This is a genomic window from Cytobacillus oceanisediminis (genome assembly GCF_022811925.1).
Taxonomy (GTDB): Bacteria; Bacillota; Bacilli; order Bacillales; family Cytobacillaceae; genus Cytobacillus; species Cytobacillus oceanisediminis_D.
The window spans coordinates 3672086-3694277 of record NZ_CP065511.1; the positions used below are offsets into that span (position 1 = coordinate 3672086).

General features: G+C 40.6%; 24 protein-coding genes and 2 riboswitches. Of the genes, 4 read left to right on the top strand and 20 right to left on the bottom strand.

What is annotated here, in order from left to right:
* Window positions 1–39: 39 nt before the first annotated feature.
* The 5 genes from IRB79_RS18310 to IRB79_RS18330 form a co-directional block, all read right to left on the bottom strand.
* On the bottom strand, window positions 40–249 hold the full coding sequence (locus IRB79_RS18310) for a DUF2187 family protein (RefSeq protein ID WP_221881670.1): 210 nt from the start codon (window positions 247–249) through the stop codon (window positions 40–42).
* 112 nt (window positions 250–361) lie between these two features.
* Window positions 362–1090, bottom strand: a complete 729-nt coding sequence (locus tag IRB79_RS18315; protein WP_243503897.1) for a ZIP family metal transporter — start codon at window positions 1088–1090, stop codon at window positions 362–364.
* 117 nt (window positions 1091–1207) lie between these two features.
* Window positions 1208–1798 carry an NADPH-dependent FMN reductase gene (locus IRB79_RS18320; protein ID WP_243503898.1) on the bottom strand — a complete coding sequence of 197 codons (591 nt, stop codon included), beginning with the start codon at window positions 1796–1798 and terminating at the stop codon, window positions 1208–1210.
* A 23-nt stretch (window positions 1799–1821) separates the two neighbouring features.
* Window positions 1822–2670 carry a VOC family protein gene (locus IRB79_RS18325; RefSeq protein ID WP_243503899.1) on the bottom strand — a complete coding sequence of 283 codons (849 nt, stop codon included), beginning with the start codon at window positions 2668–2670 and terminating at the stop codon, window positions 1822–1824.
* Between the two features lie 16 nt (window positions 2671–2686).
* Window positions 2687–3091, bottom strand: a complete 405-nt coding sequence (locus IRB79_RS18330; protein WP_243503900.1) for a DoxX family protein — start codon at window positions 3089–3091, stop codon at window positions 2687–2689.
* Between the two features lie 147 nt (window positions 3092–3238).
* Between IRB79_RS18330 and IRB79_RS18335 the strand changes: the two genes are divergently transcribed.
* Complete coding sequence (locus IRB79_RS18335; RefSeq protein ID WP_019382679.1) at window positions 3239–3544, top strand: winged helix-turn-helix transcriptional regulator; 306 nt, start codon at window positions 3239–3241, stop codon at window positions 3542–3544.
* 715 nt (window positions 3545–4259) lie between these two features.
* Here the strand turns inward: IRB79_RS18335 and IRB79_RS18340 are convergent.
* Both IRB79_RS18340 and brnQ read right to left on the bottom strand, forming a co-directional pair.
* Window positions 4260–5129: a 5'-methylthioadenosine/S-adenosylhomocysteine nucleosidase gene (locus IRB79_RS18340; RefSeq protein ID WP_243503901.1), complete on the bottom strand. Its 870-nt coding sequence runs from the start codon at window positions 5127–5129 to the stop codon at window positions 4260–4262.
* A gap of 128 nt (window positions 5130–5257) precedes the next feature.
* Window positions 5258–5361, bottom strand: a riboswitch (purine riboswitch).
* A gap of 139 nt (window positions 5362–5500) precedes the next feature.
* Window positions 5501–6853 (bottom strand): branched-chain amino acid transport system II carrier protein, encoded by a 1353-nt coding sequence (gene brnQ, locus IRB79_RS18345; protein WP_243503902.1) that lies wholly within the window; start codon window positions 6851–6853, stop codon window positions 5501–5503.
* Window positions 6854–7148: 295 nt separating this feature from the next.
* Here brnQ and IRB79_RS18350 point away from each other — a divergent pair, with 295 nt between their 5' ends.
* On the top strand, window positions 7149–7808 hold the full coding sequence (locus tag IRB79_RS18350) for a GntR family transcriptional regulator (protein WP_009333678.1): 660 nt from the start codon (window positions 7149–7151) through the stop codon (window positions 7806–7808).
* A 44-nt stretch (window positions 7809–7852) separates the two neighbouring features.
* Here IRB79_RS18350 and clpP read toward each other — a convergent pair whose 3' ends face one another.
* From clpP to IRB79_RS18365, 3 genes are all read right to left on the bottom strand, one after another.
* The gene (gene clpP / locus IRB79_RS18355; RefSeq protein WP_275720303.1) at window positions 7853–8434 is read right to left on the bottom strand and encodes an ATP-dependent Clp endopeptidase proteolytic subunit ClpP; all 582 of its coding nucleotides are present in this window, start codon (window positions 8432–8434) and stop codon (window positions 7853–7855) included.
* Window positions 8435–8460: 26 nt separating this feature from the next.
* Window positions 8461–9135, bottom strand: coding sequence for a sigma-70 family RNA polymerase sigma factor (locus tag IRB79_RS18360; RefSeq protein ID WP_243503903.1), 675 nt, complete (start codon window positions 9133–9135; stop codon window positions 8461–8463).
* Between the two features lie 184 nt (window positions 9136–9319).
* The gene (locus tag IRB79_RS18365) at window positions 9320–10519 is read right to left on the bottom strand and encodes a phosphoglycerate dehydrogenase (RefSeq protein WP_243503904.1); all 1200 of its coding nucleotides are present in this window, start codon (window positions 10517–10519) and stop codon (window positions 9320–9322) included.
* Between the two features lie 67 nt (window positions 10520–10586).
* A riboswitch (ZMP/ZTP riboswitch) is annotated at window positions 10587–10665 on the bottom strand.
* Window positions 10666–10870: 205 nt separating this feature from the next.
* On the opposite strand from IRB79_RS18365, the gene IRB79_RS18370 reads away from it, so the two are divergent.
* Window positions 10871–11083 (top strand): YczF family membrane protein, encoded by a 213-nt coding sequence (locus tag IRB79_RS18370; RefSeq protein ID WP_243503905.1) that lies wholly within the window; start codon window positions 10871–10873, stop codon window positions 11081–11083.
* A gap of 6 nt (window positions 11084–11089) precedes the next feature.
* On the opposite strand, the gene IRB79_RS18375 is transcribed toward IRB79_RS18370, so the two are convergent.
* From IRB79_RS18375 to IRB79_RS18415, 9 genes are all read right to left on the bottom strand, one after another.
* On the bottom strand, window positions 11090–12193 hold the full coding sequence (locus tag IRB79_RS18375; protein ID WP_243503907.1) for a GerAB/ArcD/ProY family transporter: 1104 nt from the start codon (window positions 12191–12193) through the stop codon (window positions 11090–11092).
* A gap of 19 nt (window positions 12194–12212) precedes the next feature.
* Entirely contained in the window at window positions 12213–13382 is a 1170-nt protein-coding gene (locus IRB79_RS18380; protein ID WP_243503910.1) for a Ger(x)C family spore germination protein, read from the bottom strand.
* A gap of 17 nt (window positions 13383–13399) precedes the next feature.
* On the bottom strand, window positions 13400–14881 hold the full coding sequence (locus IRB79_RS18385) for a spore germination protein (RefSeq protein WP_243503911.1): 1482 nt from the start codon (window positions 14879–14881) through the stop codon (window positions 13400–13402).
* A gap of 108 nt (window positions 14882–14989) precedes the next feature.
* On the bottom strand, window positions 14990–15703 hold the full coding sequence (locus IRB79_RS18390; RefSeq protein WP_243509532.1) for a polymer-forming cytoskeletal protein: 714 nt from the start codon (window positions 15701–15703) through the stop codon (window positions 14990–14992).
* A gap of 20 nt (window positions 15704–15723) precedes the next feature.
* Window positions 15724–16347, bottom strand: coding sequence for a YhbD family protein (locus IRB79_RS18395; protein WP_243503913.1), 624 nt, complete (start codon window positions 16345–16347; stop codon window positions 15724–15726).
* A 199-nt stretch (window positions 16348–16546) separates the two neighbouring features.
* Window positions 16547–17305 carry a GNAT family N-acetyltransferase gene (locus IRB79_RS18400; protein ID WP_243503915.1) on the bottom strand — a complete coding sequence of 253 codons (759 nt, stop codon included), beginning with the start codon at window positions 17303–17305 and terminating at the stop codon, window positions 16547–16549.
* A 26-nt stretch (window positions 17306–17331) separates the two neighbouring features.
* A complete protein-coding gene (locus tag IRB79_RS18405) occupies window positions 17332–17889 on the bottom strand; it encodes an MEDS domain-containing protein (RefSeq protein ID WP_243503916.1) in 558 nt (185 codons plus the stop codon).
* Between the two features lie 91 nt (window positions 17890–17980).
* Window positions 17981–18472 carry a tetratricopeptide repeat protein gene (locus IRB79_RS18410; RefSeq protein ID WP_243503917.1) on the bottom strand — a complete coding sequence of 164 codons (492 nt, stop codon included), beginning with the start codon at window positions 18470–18472 and terminating at the stop codon, window positions 17981–17983.
* Window positions 18473–18563: 91 nt separating this feature from the next.
* The gene (locus tag IRB79_RS18415; protein WP_243503918.1) at window positions 18564–18917 is read right to left on the bottom strand and encodes a YolD-like family protein; all 354 of its coding nucleotides are present in this window, start codon (window positions 18915–18917) and stop codon (window positions 18564–18566) included.
* Between the two features lie 142 nt (window positions 18918–19059).
* Here IRB79_RS18415 and IRB79_RS18420 point away from each other — a divergent pair, with 142 nt between their 5' ends.
* On the top strand, window positions 19060–21240 hold the full coding sequence (locus IRB79_RS18420; RefSeq protein ID WP_243503919.1) for an FUSC family protein: 2181 nt from the start codon (window positions 19060–19062) through the stop codon (window positions 21238–21240).
* Window positions 21241–21485: 245 nt separating this feature from the next.
* On the opposite strand, the gene IRB79_RS18425 is transcribed toward IRB79_RS18420, so the two are convergent.
* On the bottom strand, window positions 21486–21755 hold the full coding sequence (locus IRB79_RS18425) for a DUF1450 domain-containing protein (RefSeq protein ID WP_243503920.1): 270 nt from the start codon (window positions 21753–21755) through the stop codon (window positions 21486–21488).
* Between the last annotated feature and the right edge of the window lie 437 nt (window positions 21756–22192).

Consider the following 22192-nt stretch of genomic DNA (forward strand, 5'->3'; position numbering starts at 1 on the left):
GTTCGTTTTGGCTCAGATTTCACCTTTAACCCTCCCTCTTTATTTAACGACTTTATAGCGCTTATGGCTGATCACCGTTTTTATGGGCTCATCCTTTTTCGGATTAATTCCAAGCTCCACAATGACTGAGTTATCCCGTACCACGATTACTCTGCCTTTTTTCCCTTTTTCGGAACCGCTTAAGATGCTAATCGTATCGCCGACATCTGCTTTTTTTCCTTTGCTTACCTTTTCTGTTTCTTCAGCCATCTCGATTCTCCTTTAAAAAATTATAATTTTTTTGCCGATTTTCACTATGTCGCTAGTATTGCCGTTTCCCTCTTCTGCAAAACCATAATATTTAAAATGAATGGACGTTTTCTTAAGAAAAATGATCAAGCACCAATGAAGCCAGCAAACCGATTGCTGCAATAAATCCGGTCATCGGACCGCTGTCCTCAAAGGCTTCAGGCATCATCGTGGATGCAACCATGGCAATAATCGCGCCACCTGCAAATCCTGCAATTCCTGACAGGACCTCTTTTGAAGCTTCAGCCAAAAATATGTATCCAGCCATCGAAGCAATTCCCGAAATGACAAATACCGAACTCCAAAGGAGGATGATTTTCTTTTTTGAATAGCCGCTTTTTTTCATTCCCGAGGTACTGGAAAGGCCTTCTGGAAAATTGCTGATAAAAATGGCTGTCACCAAAAGGAAACTCACCTTACCTCCTTCAAGCAGGCTTGTTCCGATCATGATTGATTCTGGTATGGCATCCATTATGGTTCCCGTAAAAAGGACTATTCCGCTGCTGGCTGCTGCTTTATGGCTGGATCTTTTCCGGTTCTTAGCCCCCTTGTTTGAAATCATGATGTCAAAAAGGGTAAAGATAATAGCTCCAGCCACAAATCCAATGCCAGTCGGCAATAAGCCGCCGTTATCGACTGACTCCCCGAGAAGTTCATATGAGGCTGCACCAATCAGGACACCTGTTCCGAATGCCATAATGTATCCGATCATTTTTTTCCGGATGGGCAAAAACATAGCTGCCAATGCGCCTAAAAGGACTGCTGATCCAGAGACCCCTCCCCATAGTGCAGCATTCCACATCAAGTTCACCCCTTCCATTTTGTTTTGTCTTCTTTAATTATTTCCTTTTGGTCCTTCCTAAAAACCACTATTCAGAATAAGATTAAAAAAGCAGAACCTCGAGGGTTCTGCTTAACTCTATCTAATGGTTTTTAATGCACCGCTCCAGGATATCACCTGGTCAATCATTGCATTCACATTATCGAGATGAAGATCTTGAGGTTTAAATACTGTACCATTTTCAAAATCAGTAAATAAAGACAATGTTGGATGTGTGCGCACATCAGCAATCATCAATTCACCCATGATTCCGCGCAGGTGTTCAGCAGCTCTCGCACCGCCAGTTGATCCATAGCTTACAATTCCTGCAGCTTTATTGTTCCAAGGTTCACGAGCTAGATCAAGTGCATTTTTTAATGCCCCTGTAATACTGTGGTTGTATTCTTGGACGATGAATATGAATCCATCCAGACTGTTAAGCTTCTCATTCCATTCAGCAATTCCCGGTGAATCTGCTTCACCTAAGAATGGCAATTTGAAATCAGCTATATCAATAATCTCATAATTGGCATCCCCGCGTCTATCGGCAATCTCTTTTACCCATGAACCGACCTGAGGGCTAACTCTCCCCTGACGTGTGCTTCCTAAGATAATCCCAATGTTTAATTTCTCGCTCATTGTTTGTTCCTCCTTAGATTTTCTTCCAAATAATTGATTAAAAAAACCCATGACTCACACCACCTGATGATAATTTAAACTCCTAAAATAATTCGATTCCCTGAAGGGTCTTCCGTAATCACCTGATTATTTTCAACAGATACAGCCGCACCTATCTTTTTCAAATTTTCCACTGCCTGATCTATGGCTGCTTCATTTTCAAAAATGAGCTTGAAGGATTGAAGCCCAACACTATTGGCTGAAGGCTGCGGTGCTCCTACTCCATTCCATGTATTCAAACCAATATGGTGGTGATATTTTCCACTCGAAATGAACAGTGCCTGTGTGCCATATCGGCAGACTGCTTCAAATCCCAGCCCCTCTGTGTAAAACGTTTCGGTATCCGCCAGTTCTGCCACATGCAAATGGATATGCCCCATGACCGTACCGCCAGGCAGGCCTCTCCAGGACTGCTGCTGCCCAATTGACAGCAGGTCAGGGAAGTCCAGAGGATCAACGGTCATATTTACTTCCCCGTTTTTCCATGTCCATTCGGAAGGATTACGGTCAGTGTAGATTTCTATCCCATTGCCATCCGGATCTGACAGATAGAGTGCTTCGCTGACAAGGTGATCAGATGATCCAAATTGCAGCCCAATCTCGACGAAATGGCGCACTATCTTAGCCAAATCAGAACGCTTTGGAAGGAGCAGGGCGAAATGATACAAACCTGTTGTTCTTCCCGTTGCTGGTTCAACATTTTCCGGCTGTTCGATGGTCAGTAATGCAGTTTTGCCATCAGCTGTCAGCTGGGCTGTTCTTTCTGTTTTTGTTAACACTTTAAATCCGATTACTTCTTTATAGAATGCTAGAGAACGTTCCAGATCCTGTACTTTCAGATTAACCTGAGCTACAAAAGTTATAGGTTTTTGGTGAAAATTCATGTGAATTCTCCTCCCATTAGTTTGTATTTGATTGTGTTATTTTGCTCTCTAGAGACAGTGGTGATTCCTTAGCTAATACAAAATAGATCGATGCAGCAAGCAAGATTAAATCTAATTCATATCCCGCCATTTGACCGTTCCCCAGCAGGCCTGCGGACAGCTTAGCAGTAAAGATAGCTCCCAGCATGATGAAAGCAAATAGTACAGAAACAATTTTGGTGCCAATACCTAAAATAAGCGCTATGCCTCCTGCCAGCTCGATTACGGCAACGGCATAAGCCATAAAACCAGGAATACCGATACTATCGAAGAAACCGGCAGTATTGCTTATGCCTCCCTGAAATTTTGATAATCCATGAATAAAGAAAATAAATCCTAAAATTACACGCAGAATGAAATGGCCTAATTCGTTTTTGTTCATGTTTTCCTCCTTGAATATTACGTTAGTTACTTACTTTATGTAAGTTAGTATATTATTGATATTTGTTTTCGTCAAGTAATTATTTTATAAAAAGTGATTTAATTATTTCCGGTTTATGACTATAATAAGAAACAAGGAGTGATTATTATGGAAAAGTCGCTAATTTGTCCAAGATTTGAAAAAGCCATTGGCATATTGAGCCAGCGCTGGACCGGATTGATCATTTATCAATTGCTTAACGGGCCACAGCGGTTCTGCAGTATAGAATCCTCTATCGGGATAAGCGGCAAAGTTCTTTCAGACCGGTTAAAGGACCTGGAGAATGAAGGGGTCGTAAAACGCGAAGTTTACCCTGAGACTCCTGTAAGAATCGAATATTCCCTGACAGAAAAAGGCCTGGCCATGGAGCCGCTAATGAAAGAAATCGAAAAATGGTCGCAGAACTGGTTATAGGCTTAATTTATATATGAATATCAAAAAAGAGTCTTCCCTATTTGGAAGACTCTTTTTTGCGTTATCTCTTTGATCGTGTTTATTCCTATTTTGACTGGGGAGCGAGTTCGGACTCATTTTTTCTGATTCTTGAATCTTCTGTCCGAAGGTGCCTCGACTTCGGACTCAATTCCTCGGATTTATCCTTACCCTGTCCGAAGGTGGTCTGTGTTCGGACTCATTCTCTCGGAATCTTGCTTCTTCTGTCCGAAGGTGCCTCGACTTCGGACTCAGTTCCTCGGATTTATCCTTACCCTGTCCGAAGGTGGGCCGTGTTCGGACTCATTCCCTCGAAATCTTGCTTCTTCTGTCCAAAGGTGCTCCGACTTCGGACTCAATTCCTCGGATTTATCCCTACCCTGTCCGAAGGTGGGCCGTGTTCGGACTCATTCTCTCAGAACTTGCTTCTTCTGTCCGAAGGTGCCCCGACTTCGGACTCAATTCCTCGGATTTATCCTTACCCTGTCCGAAGGTGGGCCGTGTTCGGACTCATTCTCTCAGAATCTTGCTTCTTCTGTCCGAAGGTGCCCCGACTTCGGACTCAATTCCTCGGATTTATCCTTACCCTGTCCGAAGATGGTCCTTGTTCGGACTCATTCTCTCGGATTCTTACTCAGCTTGTCCAAGGGCGCTCCCGGATTCGTCCTTCTCATGTCCAAATAAGGAAATAGCCAATTTACTTTCCTTTTATCTCTGAAATATACTGTTTTACAACTTCATACACATAATCCTGGTTGGCGGCCGCAGTGTTGGGATCGTATTGGCCTCCGTTTGTTTTGTTATTAGAAAGAATACGAATTCCCAGGAATGGAACATCGTATGCTCCGGCAATCTGCGCTGCTGCGGCGCCTTCCATTTCTTCTACTGATGTTCCGTAGTTTTCATGAAACCATCGGATGCGGTCAACTTCGTTATTCCATAGGTCCGCTGAACCGATTGTCCCCTCGACTACTTTGCCTTTCTTGTGCTTATCTTTTACTGCTTTGGCAGCAGCAAGAAGATTTTCATCTCCCTTATAATAACGAATCTTTTCTGCATCAGGGTCTTCACCGGCACTTCCCTCAGAAGCCATCAGGTCCATTGGAATCCAATTCGTTGGTTCAATCCCTTCCCCTTCTTCCAAATGACCAGTCTTCAATGATCCGATATTAACTGTTCTTTCTCCTAAAACGATATCATACACATTCAAGCTCGGATCATGGCCGCCTGAAGTCCCCTGATTGATGATGGCGGCTGGATCATACTTTTCAATAGCGATTGCTGTGGCAGCCGCTGTATTTTCCATGCCTTTTCCGGTTTTAGCAACAATAACTGGGTACTTGTCCAGCTTTCCTTTATAAAAAACAAAGTTCCCTGATTTTTCAACTTTAACTTTATCTAATCGTTCAGCAAACTTTTCGGCCTCGATTGGCATTGGCCCTTGGATAAGAATTGGCTTTTGGGCACCTTCAGCCTCTGTTTCTAATTTTGTGGCCGAAGAGCATCCTGCAAGCATCGCTGCAGACAGTGCTGCAATCGCAGCGAGTGAAGCTAATTTCTTTTTCATTGTACGTTCTCCCCTTTTCTTGTTGTCTAATACACCCGAAGTTCTGATCATAGAAAAAGGCCTGTAAAAGCAGAATGGTTTCTACCTTCCAGACCATAGAGTTAAAGCAGCTGCAATAAACTTGCAGTTATTCCTATACTTTAACCCGTAGTCCGGTTCTTTCATTGGGAACCAGGTAGAAACACTCAGACCATATTACCGAGCATATACGAGTGATGAAATTAGTAAGATTACAATGCCAATATAACAAATATCTTGTGGGAATTCAACAAAAATACGAACAATTAGTACATATTCACTATTTAATATTCGTAATTAGGTAATATAAATCCATAAAAAAACCTCCAGTTTAAAACTGGAGGTTGCAATGATTATGCTGCTTTTTTGGCTTCAGCAGAATGCGATTGGCTGTTATTCTTTATTGCTGCAGCAGCCAAACCGATCAGACCACCTGCGATAGCAGGAACAATCCAGCCTAACCCAACATCATATAAAGGAAGGATCGCACTGAATAGGTCATTGATTGGCGCAAACGTAATGCCTGCTGCATTCAAACCATCAAACAAACTTACCACAAATGTGAAAAGCATGCTTCCCTGGTAAACTTCTTTCTTGCCTTTAAAAATCGGATGCAGGAAAGTAAGAGCCATCAATGCAATGGCCAATGGATAGATTCCCACCAATACAGGTACGGAAATCGCGATAAGCTGGCTTAAGCCAAAGTTGGCAAATACCGCACTGAAAATAGATAAAACAATTACGAACATTTTGTATGAAACTCTTGGCATCAGTTTATTGAAGTATGAAGAACAAGCTGTAATTAAACCGATACTGGTTGTCAAACATGCTCCAAAAACAATGACACTTAAAAGCAGCGCACCAAATGAGCCAAAGTAATGAGAAGATGCACCTGATAGAACAGCACCGCCGTTATCCAATGCTCCAAGACCGCTGACACTTGAAGCCCCAATAAAGGAAAGCGATGTATAAATAACTGCTAATAAACCAGAAGCAATCACACCTGCCTTCGCAATGGATACCATGATATCCTTCTTGGTTACTGCGCCTTTTTCTTTAACAGCATTTACAACGATAATACCGAATACAAATGCTGCCAGTGCATCCATTGTCAAATAGCCTTCCTGGAACCCTTTAAAGAACGCACCATTCATATAGGCTTCAGTCGGAGCCTGGAATGTACCCATTGGATTAAAGAATGCAGCGCCAATTAAAACTGCGATTACAATTAGAAGAATCGGTGTTAAATATTTTCCTACGATATCAACAATCTTTGAAGAATTTAAAGAGAAAAAAGCGGTAATTCCAAAGAAAATAATTGAAAATACGATTAAGCCAACTGATCCGCTTCCTTCTGATAGATATGGCTTAATTCCGATTTCGTATGACACTGTAGCTGTTCTCGGAATGGCAAAAAGCGGTCCAATTGATAAGTATAGGGCCACTGTGAAGGCCAGTCCGAACAATGGATTGACACGGCTCGCCAGTGATTGCAGATCACTTTTTCCCGAGAAGCCCAAAGCCAGTATACCAAGAAGAGGCAAACCTACACCTGTCATGATGAAGCCAGCGTTCGCTGACCACACATTCGTTCCTGCTGATTGCCCAAGCATCGCAGGGAAAATTAAGTTTCCTGCCCCAAAAAATAAGGCAAAGAGCATAAAACCTACTGTCACAATATATGAGAATGGTATTTTGCTTGTCATTTCAATTCCTCCTATTTAATCTGTCCGTCTTAAATGATTCACTTATTTTGTTAAATTTAAATTTTCTGAATAATTATAGCGCTGTAACATTATTATTTTTGTACGCTAGTAATATATTGCATAACTCAAGATAACATATTCAAAATACTTATGCAATATATCGCACAAAAGTTTTTGTCGAATCATGCGATATATTGAATTTTCCAAGATACTTCTATATACTAAATTTATAATCTATTGGAAATAACTATAATTTCACAGATAAATTGCATGAAATGAAAAGGTGGTTACAGCTATGCCGATACCCTCCAATTATTCATCACCTACCCGTGTGTCAGCCAAGGATCGCGCCTTCTCCCAAATCCAGGAATGGATTATTGACGGCACACTCCAGCCGAAAGAAAAATTGAATGATGCCGATCTTGCCAAAGCATTAGGCGTCAGCCGAACCCCCATCAGGGAAGCTCTTCAGCTGCTGAATGTTCAGGGGTTTGTCGAAATGTTTCCCGGAGTTGGAACGCAGGTCACTTCAGTTAATCCTGAAGATATTAGTAAAATCCTGCCCCCATTAGGCGTATTGCAAGCACTTGCTGCAGAATTGGCTGCTCCTGTTATCAGCCAGGAAACGATTAATATACTTAGGGATATTAATCATAAATTCGCTAAAGCTCTAATTGCAGGAGATACCTTCACAGCTTTGAAGCAGGATGAGAAGTTTCATAATATTATTATAGATCTTGCTCAGAACCCTTATATTTCGAATACAGCTTCCATGCTTCAGGCTCATGTCATGCGGCTTTACTACAATAAAACAATTATTTTGAAGGAACGTTCTATAGAAGAACATGAAGATATATTAAAAGCTTTTGAACAAAAAGACAGAGAAAAGGCCGGACACATTGCACGCGTCAACTGGCTTCGGGCAATTGACGAGTACTACTCTGAGGAAAAATGATCAAACGGAAAAAGCAGCCTCCATCGGCTGCTTTTTCTTTTTTTCTAGCTTTTATAGATAATTTCATCGATAATCCCGTATTCCTTTGCTTCTTCGGCAGTCATGAAATAATCGCGGTCCGTGTCCCGCGCCACTTTTTCTGCAGGCTGGCCAGTTCTTTCTGCAATAATTCCATTAATATGCTCCCTCAGTTTTAAGATCCGCTTCGCCGAAATTTCGATTTCGGTTGCCTGGCCGCGAGCACCGCCCAGAGGCTGATGAATCATGATTTCACTGTTCGGCAGACTGTAGCGTTTCCCTTTTTTCCCTGCCAGAAGGAGCATCGCACCAAATGACGCGGCCATTCCTGTGCAAATTGTTCTCACATCAGGCTTTATATATTGAATCGTATCGTAGATGGCAAATCCTGCGGTTGTCGAACCGCCCGGACTATTAATATAAAGGGAGATATCTTTTTCAGGAGATTCTGCTGCAAGAAAAAGCAGCTGGGCAATCACACTATTGGCAACCACATCATTTATTTCTTCTCCTATCATGATAATCCTGTCTTTTAACAGCCGTGAGTAAATATCATATGAACGTTCTCCCTTGCTTGACTGCTCAATAACATATGGTATTGCTGTCACCTGTATCCCTCCAGTTCATTGCGGATCTATGCCGCCATGCAGAGAGTATTAGAAGGAGATGGAACTGGCAGTACAGGCTTCTGGGCATGACTTTCCAGGGATCGCAGGAAAGGTATGGTTTTTACCAGGATGGACGGATCTTCCGCAGCCACTGATTGCTGCAGCAGATGAAAAAGCTTTTCTTCTTCATCATTTGCAAAAGAATCCTCAGTCTCATCTTCAACTGGGAGCTGAAGCTGCTTCCGTGCACGGTTCAGCGAGGACTTCACTGCAAATTCAGTGGTCTGCAGGATATCCGCAATCTCTTTTGTTTTGTATCGAAACCCTTCCTTCAGCGTAAAAATAACAGCCTGCTTTAATGTCAGACGGTTAATGAGATGGCTGATTGCTTCTCCTCCATTGGTGCTGGAATTCTTCTTTTCACTTTCAGGCGACTCTTCCAGCTGTTCCCGCTTTCTGTTTCGAAGAATGTCCATCCAGCAATTATAGGCAATCTTCTTCAAAAGAGCCTGATTGATTTTCTCCGGAGAATAGCTTTTATAAGCGCGGATGATTGCCTCATGGGCAAGATCGTCCCCGTCCCAGCTGTTCTGTGCAAGAAACCGGCTATAACGCTGCAGTGAAGGATAGATATCTGCAATACAGCTTTCCTTCTGCTTTAAGAAATCCCTTGATTCAGCCTGAACTTTCTCTTGCTTCATAAACCTGTTCACTCCTTTAATACATCTCTGCTTCTATAACGGAATAAGAGAACTAAAAGATACGGGGTAATTATAATTTATTATCATTTTATTCTAAGGATAGCTGATATTATCCTGCTCATATACCTTTTTTGATTTCAGTCCAAAAAAAAGCCCCAATCCCATTGGAATTGAGGCTGCAGTTTTATATAATTCGTGACGTAACAATGCCTTCAATTTGATTGATCTGTTCAAGCAGTCCAGGGACCACTTCGCCATTGACTTTATTATCGATATCGATCATGGTATACGCATATTCACCGCGGCTGCGGTTCACCATGTCTGCGATGTTCAGCTGGTAGCTTGAAATGGCAAGCGTGATTTGGCCGACCATATTTGGGATGTTTTTATGAAAAGCAGTGACACGCCGCTTGCCTGTGTAAGGAAGAGCAGCATTTGGGAAGTTCACTGAGTTTTTAACATTGCCTGTTTCAAGGAAGTGTTTCACCTGTCGTGCTGCCATGACAGCGCAGTTTTCCTCAGATTCTTTTGTTGAAGCGCCAAGGTGCGGAATTGCCACAGCGTTTTTCATTTTCAGGACATTTTCATTTGGGAAGTCTGTAATATACTTGCCCACTTTTCCGCTTTCAAGGGCAGCTGCCATATCTGATTCATTCACAAGCTCTCCTCGTGAGAAATTCAAAATGTGAACACCATTTTTCATCATGCTGAATGTAGCTTCATTGAACATTTCTCTTGTATCATCGGTTAATGGAACATGTACAGTGATATAATCGGATTCTGCAAACACCTGCTCAATGGTCATGGCACGCTGGACATTGCGGGACAAGTTCCAGGCAGTGTCAACAGAAATAAATGGATCAAAGCCTACGACATCCATATCAAGTTCAAGTGCATCATTGGCCACAAGTGCCCCGATTGCTCCCAATCCGATGACACCGAGAGTTTTCCCTTTAATTTCTTTTCCGACAAATTGCTTTTTCCCTGCTTCAACAAGCTTTGGAATCTGGTCTCCTTCATCTTTCAGCGTTTTGGTCCAGGCGATGCCGGCAAAAAGATTGCGGGATGACGCCATTAAGGAAGTAAGCACCATTTCTTTCACTGCATTCGCATTGGCACCAGGTGTATTAAAAACAACAATTCCCTGCTCAGTGCATTTCTCCACCGGGATATTATTCACACCCGCGCCTGCACGGGCAATAGCTTTTAATCGATCGCCCAATTCCATTGAATGCATATTAAAGCTGCGAAGGACAATGGCATCCGGATTGCCGCTTTCATTATCGATTGTAAATTGATCCTTGTTAAACACCTCAAGACCGCTTGGCGCAATCGCATTCAACGTTTTAATCGTCTTTACTCTGTCTAAAGTCATGGTACTCACTGGATTCTCCCCTTTTCAACTAACTTTGTCAGATTTTAAAACAGAAAGAGGCAAGGGTAGAATCCCTTACCTCTGCCCAGGCGAACGGCTTCGACACTATGTGCTCCCTCGCGGTGATCCGCGTCTCGCCAGTTACACATAGCCTTTTCGGTTTTTTAAATCTTATCAAAGTCTTCTGAAAACTTCAACCCTTTAAAGCGCTTACATTAATAAAATTAATTTTTATTTTTCTACAGTATATTTTTCTTATTTTGTACACTATGCTTTAAAGTGGAATTGTTTTAATCACGTTATATAAATGAAAAAACATGTTAAACCTATTAAGTATCCTGATGTCTGTGGGTGAAGCAAATGCGTACTTTATTCGGTCTTTTATCACTCTTAGCCGGTACAATCGGCCTGATTGTGTTTCTCGATTATCTTCAAGGCCATTCACTTTTCGAATCCTGGCAAAGCATAAAAATTGTTTTTTCTTCTGCAAAAGGTGAAGATTATTTTCTTTTAGTTACTTTTATTTTGGGGTTATTCCTTTTATTCTGGCTGCATGTAAAAAAGAAAAAATAGTTGCTTTTAAATTTTATGCTCTTTCCATTTACGCCGAATTACAGCCACTATAAGCAATAGGATAGGAATGGCTAGTTGGAAGGCAATATGTAAAGTATACGGAACGATTTTCAGTCCTTCATCCAGATGGCTTTGATAGCTTGGTGCAATGATAATGGAAGAAAGACATATTATTCCCCCGACAAAATAGGATGTAAAAGCATTCGGCTTTAGCTTAAAAAGGTTATTCATTCCGATTACTGCACTATAGAAGAAAACTCCAACTTTAATAAATCCCAGAAAGACAATCAATAGTATGATTAGGGGATCAAGACGCTGAATAAATCCCGCAATTTGAATATAGCCTACTGCAGCCAATGCCGGGAAAGCCGACCGGTCAAGAAGATCGGGCCCAAGAATACAAATTAATGTAATGGTATTAATGGTTAAGTAAAGACCAACAAATCCAATTGCCAAACTTCCAGCCTTCATAATTTTTGTTTCCCGTTTTATTAAAGGAAAGATCATAGAAAATAGGACCAGTTCTCCATAAGGAACTGTCATATTAACCGGAAAAATCTCTTTGATTATAGGCTTCCACCCATTTGCCAGGACAGGTCTTAAATTTTCTGCGTGAATCAAATCACTGATCGCATAGAAGATAATGATCAGGAATAAAGTGACTGAAATGATTGCAAAGCATATAACCCCTGCCTTCGCAAACACTTCAAGGCCTAAATTAACTGCATATATCAACGCGAATACCATACAAATACCCAGCGTAATAATTGATGTCTTTGCATAAGGAGAACTGATCAGCAATTCTTCAATATCACGCAATACTCTTGAGGCTATATAAATGAAATAAATGATGTACATATAACTTATGATGCTTCCCGGGTATTTCCCTAGAATTTTTTTCACATACTCTGTTAATGGTAAAGCCGGATACTGTTTGTAAAGACGGTAATAGACTGCAAATAATAATAGTCCTGTAACCGGCGAAAGAATGGTAACAATCCAGGCATCCTGCTTTGCGCCGCTGCCGAGATCCAAAAAGACAGCAGTGCCAAACATAAATAAGACCATCAGGCAGAACAATTGTATTCCATCGATCTTCTCTTTCGGCATAACCACTTCACTTCCCAAATTATTGTAGTTTATATGGATCTGTCAGCATACCTGAGTTAGATATATTGGCCTCTACATTTACTTCTATTTCTGCATTGCTGAAAATTGTATTCCATTCTTTTTCGTGTTTTTTCCAATACCTTGAATCATCTTTTGATAGCTCTTTACCAAAACCAAATACATCTGCTTCCAATTCCTGTGCCTTGGTAATCGTTTCCCTAATTTGGTTTTCCGCCTCCTTTTCCAACTTCTTTTCAAGCTTTATCAATTCTTCATTATTACTGATTTCCAAATAACATTCTAATTCAGAAATCTTCCCGCTTAACTTTGCATTGACAATTAAAGTCGGTTCCGGTTTTAACTCTGTCTTAATGTCACTCTTTATCCCCTCCGTTGTAATCGTCATATTCTTTTTCCCTTTACAAGTCAGCGGAAATGATGTACTTTCAACGGCAGATGTGATCAAATGGGCTGTCCTTGCGAATTCCCCGTCAAACCAGCCTGCCAGTTGATCTTTCTTAAATATTGCCAAACCGCTTACCTCAACAATTGAAGGCTTAATATTCTGCAGATTGGCAGTTTGATCATCGGATTTTAAGGGATGACTTAATTTTACTCCTGAAAGCATAAGGTTTTGGCCTTCGCCTGATAAAAGGGAAATGGCCCTGTAGATAGGGATTTCTTCTGAAATGGCGTACATTTTTTGATTATTTTCGCTTGTGCTTATGATGCTTTTTGTTGGGTTGGATTCGAGAGGCTCCACTACGCCCAGAACTTCTTCAGCAGTAGAATCTCTTGCAATAAAAACAGGAAATGTGGAACGTGACTCCCCTCTTTCAAACACATCAAATATGAGCCCCATCCCTTCTCTCGCAAAAGCTTCCCCTATGATAATCAGGGAGAGGTGAGTTACCCTGTTCTCCCTTGGAATGATGACAGACGCCATGCGATATGCTTCAATAAACGTTTCAGCTTCTACTGTATAATTAATAACAGGAAGGCTGCCGCCACCAGTTTGTGAAAAGTAGCTCGGATTTATTACTTGATATGTGACCCGATAGCCTGTTTCCCTTTCCTTTGGCAGGTCAATGCCTATTGCAACGATTAAACCAATCTCATTTAACTCTCTATAATTGGAACAGCCAGATAGTAAACCAATAATCAACAGTACTGAAATGATTTTGCTCATTGTAGATCCCTGCTCTTTTAATTGACTTTATTTGATCGATTGGACCCGCTTGGACGTTTCAGTAAAGAAGGGGACCCTATCCGGATTAAACTGTCTTTTAAATCACTGAATCTTACCGGTGAAAATGGAGCAAAATACGGGACTCCTACTGACTTTAGGCTGCACAGGTGCAGAATAATGCATAATGAAACTAGGATAATACCGTAAAAGCCTATAAAAGCAGCTGCAAAAATAACGATAAAACGCAATCCGCGTGCTGTATTCACAATATTGGGGTTTGGCAGTGTGAAGCTGCTGATGGCAGTAGTTGCCACGATAATCACTATTGCAGCTGAAACAAAACCTGCTTCGACTGCCGCCTGACCTAATATAAGCGCTCCTACAATGGAAACAGCTGGACCAATTGCCCTTGGCATTCGAATCCCGGCTTCCCGTAAGACTTCGAAGGCAAGTTCCATCAGCAGTAATTCAACGATAGCCGGAAAAGGAACCTGTTCTCTTTGAGCCATAAGTGTCACCATCAATGTAGTTGGAATTAAACCATGGTGATGCGTAATAAGCGCCAGATAAATGGCCGATGCATACATGTTTACGTAAAATGAGCCAATCCGAATGATTCTTAAAAATGAACTCACCAAGTAGTTGGCATAGTAATCTTCAGGAGAATGAAAAAATTGTATTAATAAAGCAGGCAGAATTAAGGCAAATGGTGTTCCCTGTATGATAATCGCTATTTTGCCTTCTAAAAGGTTAGCGGACACCACATCTGGCCTCTCTGAACTTTGGAATAGGGGAAATATGGTTTTCCTATTGTCCTTTATTACTTCTTCCACATAATTTGTATCGAGGATACTATCTATGTCGATTTTACTAATTCTCATCTTCACTTCCCTGACAATGTCTTTATCTGCTATCCCTTCCATATATAAGATGCCTATATTGGTTTTGGTCACTTTCCCTGCCTTTGTCTGTTCAATTCTTAATTTGTTGTTTTGAATTCTTGAACGGATTAGAGAGATATTCGTTCCTAAATTCTCTGTAAAGCCATCCTTTGGTCCTTTAATCACCGTTTGCGTGGTAGGTTCTGTAATTGACCTAGATTGAATTTTTCTCGTTCCCGCAATAATTGCCTCTGAATGCCCCTCAATCAAAATTACTGTGTCCCCGCCCAGCAGATTATCCACTATTTCCGGCCATTCATTCATTAAATTGATTTTAGACACTGAAATAATTTGAGTAATTTCTTCAGGCAATTTCCCAGAATGTACATATTTCTTTTCATAAATAAAGGCCAGGATTGGATGCAGAACATTGTCATGCAAGCTTTGTTCGTCAACAATCCCCTGGATATGTATGATGGCTGCATTTCCATGCTCAGCTATGGTTAAATTTCGAACAGATAGATCTGAACTGTCGCCAAACTGCTCTTTTAAGTATTGAATATTGAAATGAACACTCTTGCTTACCTTTTTATGCTGGCTATGATGTTTCCTGAACACAGTAAATCTCCTTTGGGAAGATGATATTGTTTTTTAGTGTGCCCGGTACAATTTGGATTATTGCCGATAACATAAAAAAACCTAACCAATCTGGCTAGGTTTACCATCTTAAATTAATCGGAATTCTTTTACTTCCGAATCAGGGGCACATTCATAATCGCCAGAATACTCGACAAGTCCAATCTCGCAATTTTTGCCGATTTTTACATTTTTCCCTCTTACGACAAGAGCTGCTGTGCCTTCGAGTTCGATGTCATCCCCTTCAATTAAATCCGCCTCCAGCTTCAAGGGAAAGATGGATTTGATTAATTTAAATAGGGTTTCTCTATGCTGTACCACCTTAATTTTTCTGCCGCCAATCTCTTTCGCTTTACTGTCTCCAAAAAGCTTAATATCAATCGTCTCTGCATTCAGTAAACCATCTACCGAAAAAGACCCTTCTGCACGGAAAACCTCCGCTTCACAGTCTCCTTCAATCGTTACTTTCCCATTCACAACCATTACTTCGCATTTTACAGAGCCTCCAATCGAGGATTTCCCAGCGACCTCAAGCTTTTGGCTGCTGACAGCTTCAGAAATCCCAGCAGAGCCATTGATAATCAGGGATTCAGCTTTAACAGCTCCATGGATTTTTGCTGCACCACTGATCTTTCCCTTTTCGGTTTTGACGTTTCCATGGATAGTGCCCGTACCGTTACAATGGAATCTCTCGCATTCAATATCACTGTTTACAGTTCCCTTGCCATTTAATTCAACCTTTTCAAATGAACCTCCATTAGACGATCCAACTCCATTAATAATTAAGTTCCCTAGCGTTTTCATATTCACAGCAAATTTTCCCCCTATGCCAATTTGGATTTTAATTCCTCTGCACAATGCTCTATCGATAAAGTGGCTGCCACTTTTGTTCCTTTTTCAAGCAGGACTTGCTCCCCGTTAACCGAAACCAGGCAGCTGGACATTCCAAGTTTGCGAATAAAGCAGATAACAGCTTTTGGCTGCTGCAGGATACTTTGATGATCGTTCAATAACTGAAGGAGCATTTTCCCTTCCTCTATATGGATATCTCCCGATTCAAGCAGGATGGAAAGTATATAAAGCTTCAAAATCTCATGGTAATTGTATTCCTTAAGCTCCCCCTGTGTTTCGAGAAAGATATTCATAACCGGTTCAGAAGCTATCCCTTTAGCAATCAGACTTTCCTTTGTCAGCTTCAGATGTGAAGCATTAAGAGAAAACACATCTGCCAGCTCATCCAGCGAAAGGCTATCCTTCATCTTTTGTATTTTATCGACCCGCTCCAGAATTTTCTCTTTTGGGAAAAAAGTCTCCTGTCCTGTAAAAGTTGATTTTCTGACAAACCAATCCTCCGGTATCAGGCTTTTCCTTTTCCACCGATAAAGCTGCCCATAAGAAATACCCGTTAAATCCAGGACTTCTTTTTTTGAAATTAATTCATCGCTCAATTCCAGGACTCCTTTCTGGTGGTACCATTGTAACATAACACTGTTACGTTAAGAATATTATTTTATTCATTTTTTCCTGAGTTTTTTCGACAAAATCCTGGTTTTGCACCATAAAATCAATCCTGGATGCACTCCCCTCAACAAAACAATGTTCTATTGACACAAAAAGACCTGGCTCTCTATAGAACCAGGCTTCTCTTCATTCGTATATTTTTAAAAGGTTATACTGTTTTCCAAGATACTGATAATTTTGCCTGCGGTACATTTCCTTTGGAGTATCTTCTCCATCTGCAACAAGAATGATGGTTTTATCCTTAAACTGATCCATTACAGATTTCTGCAGACGGCTTCCTATGCCCTTTTTCTGAAAATCCTCATGGACCATCAATCCATCAATTTCAGCTGTGTATTCCTTGATAACCACATCTACCGATCCGGCAGCTTTCCCTTTATAAAATGCAATGAACTGCTTAATACTTTCATCGTTAAAATTCCTTAAATGCTGATCTTTCTTTTTCTCGGCATAATTAATCCCGTAAACCGAATCCTGCTCATGCTGGAATTCAAGATAATCATTCCATGTTTTATCCGTAACATTTTCAACTAAAATTTCTTCTTTATCCTGAACATCAGGAAAATCACCTGGACGAATCGCAAATAACTCTAAGTAACCAACTGAATAATCATCATCTTTCTCAAAAAAGGCCAGAAGTTCTCCAGAAAGCTCCTCGTCATCAGGAAAATAAAATCTTACATGCTTTTGGCCATATTTTTGATGAAAATCTCTTAAATATTGATGTGCCTCCTCAAACTCTTGAACAGAAGGCATTCTTTTAAAAGCAAGAAAGTTGCTGTCATACTGCAGGAGCATGTCAGGGTTATGGCTGTGAATAAAAAGTTCATTTTCCAGAACAATGTGTCCCGGTTTATGGATATTATTAAAAGTGATTTTTTCCATCGGCTTCTCCTAAAATAGCAAACACTTTAGTTTTGCAAAAATTTATATTCTTTATCTGTAATTAGCACATCGTGACAGCGCATTAAATTATTCTTTAATTCCAGAGGGGTACTGCTGTTTTCATAAGCACACAGGGAAATCATGCCATGTTCAGAAATTACCTTGTCAACTTTCTTTTCATACGCTTCCACTAACGGAATATAGTCCTTCACATTTCCCCATTCAACCAGGCCCCATGTGAAAATCTTTGCACCGCTTTCCAAATAAGGATGTATGTTTTGGAGAAAAAAATTCAACACTGTTTCAGGATTAAAATCCCCGTTCGAATAATAAAAATCAAAGTTATTCGCGAAGTGGACTCTCTTTAATTCCTCGTTGTTTAACAGCTTTCTTATCTCTTTATCGATATGAAGGAAATTACGGTCATTTTCCACAAATAAAACATGTCCGCCGCTTTTGGCACCTGCAGATATATAAGAGACTGCATTTTGAAGATAGCAATCTATTTGATCGAATTGATAAAGAATATGGCCGCCGTTTGAACTTTTAAGATCACCTATTAAATCAATTAACCATTCATTCATTAAAATTACCCCTTATAACTCAAAGATGTTTGATTTATTATACCACCGTCACTAAAATCATTTTTGATTATTATTTTGAGATATCCTTTCTCTAATCTTTATCAAATATTTCATCAATTTTGTCTGCATAAAAGGTAATTGCTTTTTTATATTGCAAAACTTCTGGGTCATCAGAGGTTTCGGCCACACACTTTAAGAGCAGCTCCATTGCTTGGCTATGCTGGCCTAAATTATGGAGCGTCATGGAATAAAAAACCTGGATTGCACGATTAGCCGGAAACTGGGAGATTCCTTTCTGGAACACCAACTTTGACTTTTCATATTCCCCAAGTGTCCGGTATGTGCTCCCAAGACCCAAAATAGCGCCTGGCAGATCTGATTCAGGCAGCCCAAGTTCGATCGCTTTTTCATAATAAGAAACAGCTTTCGATTCCTCCCCTAAAACGTCAAAACTCCAGCCGCACTGATAATGAATGACTGGGTTTACAGGATACTCTTCAGCCAATTTTACAAGCAGAAGGTTGGAATCTTTGTATTTTCCGAGATTGCGAAGTACAATCACTTTTTCTAAGTCCGTGCTCATAGGTACCTCCGATCACCGCTTTCTTTCTATTATATCTAAAAATTGAAAATAACGGGTATGGTAAGGCTTCAACTTTTCTGCAAAAATGGAATTAAGGCTCTCTGCACTGTTCTTTCACTTCAACCGAAGTTATTTCGTCAAACATGACCTTCTCAAGAAACCCATCTTCCAATTCCAGATAAATTTTTCTGCTGATGCCATCCAGCCTGTTTACCCTCCCTGTGTATTCGCAGAAAAATCCTCCACGCCAGACTTTTACTTTTAGAAAGAAGGCAAATTCCATTGCATAGTTAATTTTGTTTTCATAATCCTCCAATTCATATTCATCAATAAGCGGCCTGTTTTGTGCCATTTGTTCAGTTTCCAATTTTCTTAGCATCGCCCGGTGTTCCGGCATGAAGTGGGCTGGCTGCCATTTTATTTTCCCTCTGTCCTTTAGCGGCATAGTAAATCCCTCCATCCTCTATTATAGAACATTTGTTCTGTTTTTAAACCTGTAAAGCATAAAACCTCAAGCTGGTTCATTTGGATAATAAAAGTACGAGTGGTAAAATGATCTTTAACTCTCTGAAAAGATTGGTGAAACAATGAAGCAGTTTCCTATAAAACACCGGTGGCTCGGACGTTTGCTGGCATCCGATCCCGGGCTTATCCGATTTCAAAAAGCTGGACGGGCCACTTTAAGTTTAATGGCTTCAGTCTTTACGACTTTGTTCATCATGCAATTGGCTGGTGCTGATGCTGCTCTCACTCCGGCGATAGTGTCTGGAATGGCAGGCATGCTTGGCATCATGATTGTGATGGATGACTCAAAAAAAGGTAAAATGCTCACAACTGGCTTACTTGGACTTTCAGCCATGGCAGGGGTATCGATCGGTTCCCTATTGGCGGGAAGCACGGTCTTTGTCGATATTACAATGGTTCTGTTAATCTTCTTAAGCTTTTATTTGACCCGCTTTGGGGTGCGATATTTTTCTCTATGCATGATTGCATTCATGACACTTTATTTTTCATCTATTCTAAAGTTATCAGGCAGTCAGCTTCCATCCTTTTACTTCGGCATCTGGATTGGGGTCGCGTATGCTTTTCTGTTCAATTTCATCCTTTTTCAGGACACCGCGAAAAACCTGAAAAGAAGCATTCGCTCCTTTCATTTCCAAAGCAATTTTACGTTCAACCTGTTAATTGAGGGGATGCAAGCCAAGGAAATGACTCCTCAACAACGGGAGGAATTGCAGAGAAACGTGCTGAAGCTCAGGGATTATGCTGTCATGGTTTCGGAGTATGTAAATGATGAAGATGTTCAAAAATTATGGCCAGGGCTGACCTCTACTCAGCTGAGGTTATATATATTTGATGCAGGTATGCTGATTGAAACACTGACAGACTCAATTCGAAGCTTAAAAAAAGCGAATGCCCTTGAAATTGATGAGCTGAGAAAACTCCTGGTTTGGGTAACCCGTTCTCTTCGTGATGCTGAGGTTCTTGCCCAACAATATGAAGAACAAAATCTTCGTGAAGCAGAGCTTGCTGTACAGGCCCTTCGCCTGCTTATTATTGATTTGTTCAACCGGGAAGACAAACCTGCAGGATGGCTGTTTTTGATCAGGCGGATCGAGTCCATTGCGAACCATGTCATCGAGGGCGGCATAACCATACAGCAGGCACTTCATAAAGTGAAAGACAATGAGATTAAATCATCCGAAGAGGCAGCTGAAGGCGAAACTGAAGATGAACCATCTGAAGAAGATAAGGGCATCAAACCTTCCACCAAAAAAGCTTTTCAGGCATTGACTGCTGCAATCATTTCCATCATTGCCGGCCAGATTCTTTCGCCTGACCAGCCTTATTGGGTTCTTTTAACAGCTTTTATTGTTTTGCTCGGAACGGAATCGATCGGGCGCATTTATACGAAAGGTTTTCAGCGTTCGGTTGGAACAATTATTGGAGCAGTAATTGGATTTACACTTGCAAGAATGGTCAGCGGCCATTCCGTCCTGGAAATTACGCTGATTTTTGCAGCGGTTTTTTTCGCCTTTTATTTGTTTGAGGTCTCCTATACGTTAATGAGCATGTTTATAACGATGCTGGTTGCTTTTATGTATGACCTTTTACTGGGAGGAATTACATTTTCCCTTATCAGTGCAAGAGTTATCGATACAATTGCCGGTGCCGGCATTGCATTCGGAGTTTCCTTATTTATTTTCCCAAAGAAAACGAAGGAAAAAGTGGCGGATACCATAAATGATTACCTTCAAGAACTGAAACCGTATGTCACTGAGTATGTGCGAAGCTTCCGGGAAGATGTGAACGTTAAGGAGCTTTCAGGCAAAGGCTTCTTATTGGATCAAAAACTTAAAACTATAAATGTTGAAGCGCAATCCCTGATAAAGAAACCCGGATCCCCGCGCCATGCTGATGTTAACAGATGGATTACACTATTTTCAGCCATCAATTACTATGCAAGACACCTTGTGGCTTCCTCCTACCGAAAAGGATTCGACTATCCCGATGAGCTGGTCGATGTTTTTATAAGGATTGAAGAAAAGCTTGAATTAAATATTGAGACATTAATGGATCTCATTAAAGACAGCGGAGACGGCATGCTTGTCTATAGTCTTGAAAATGAAAGGGAACAAATTGAACGATTGGCACCAGCAAGGCAGCAATCCCAGCGTGATTTGATTCATCACCTATATTTCATCTGGAGAATCAACAAAGCGATTATCGAATTGGCAGAAGATCTGGGTGCAGGGAAGGAGCAATGATGCTCCTTCTTTTTTATATGAATGAGTCGCTGCTCTTTCAGGATCAATAATAGATTAATTTGTACATTCGCATTCTCAATGTACCTCCAAAAAAAGAGCGATGCACTAAATGCATCACCCTGAATATGTTCATTTTTTTATTTTGAGCAGCCGTAAACTATTCAGGGTTACCCCAGAAAAATTATTCAGACATTAATTTGAATATTGTATGAAAAAAGGAATCGGATTGCATGCTCCGATTCCTTTTATTTCTTTACTTCTTCTTTCAGTTTTATCAATAATTCATCCGAATTCTCCGCTGCAATCAGTTTCCCGTCTACCAGGGCATAGGGTGATTGCCTGCATTCTTTGCATCTGCTCTGGCATTCGTATTCTTTATAGTTAATATTCTTCTGGCTCAGAAATTGATTAAATGCAGCAAAACTTTCTTCTTTTAAAAATTCATCCAGATTCCGCTGACAAAATTCAACCGAAGCCGTTTTTTGCTTTGAGAATAGTTTGTTGATGAGTTTCACCTGATCAAACTTCCTTCTGATTTTTCTTTAAAAACTCTAATGGCAGTATATATTGCTTTCCCTTCCCCTTCCTGCATATTTCGGGGACTTCATAATTATATCGAATCTGCTGCCCCTCTGTCGTCTTTATTGCTTCATTTCCAACAATTTTAAATAAAGTCTCATATGCAAACCTGTTAGTAATTTATTATACTATTATTAATGAAGGAACTGAATCGATTTACCTGGTAATTCAGATGGTTCAAATGTTTAAATTGCACATAAACTGATTCTCTTTAGAGTGCCGTTTTAAATTCTTATAGATTCCATGGCGACCGTTTTCTTTCCGCTCCTCTCATTTTCGGCTTCATGACAACCTCATGGCGACCATTTTCCCCTCGCTCCAAGATTTTTCGGCTTCAAGACCTTCACAAAAAAACAGGAAGAGCATCCCACTC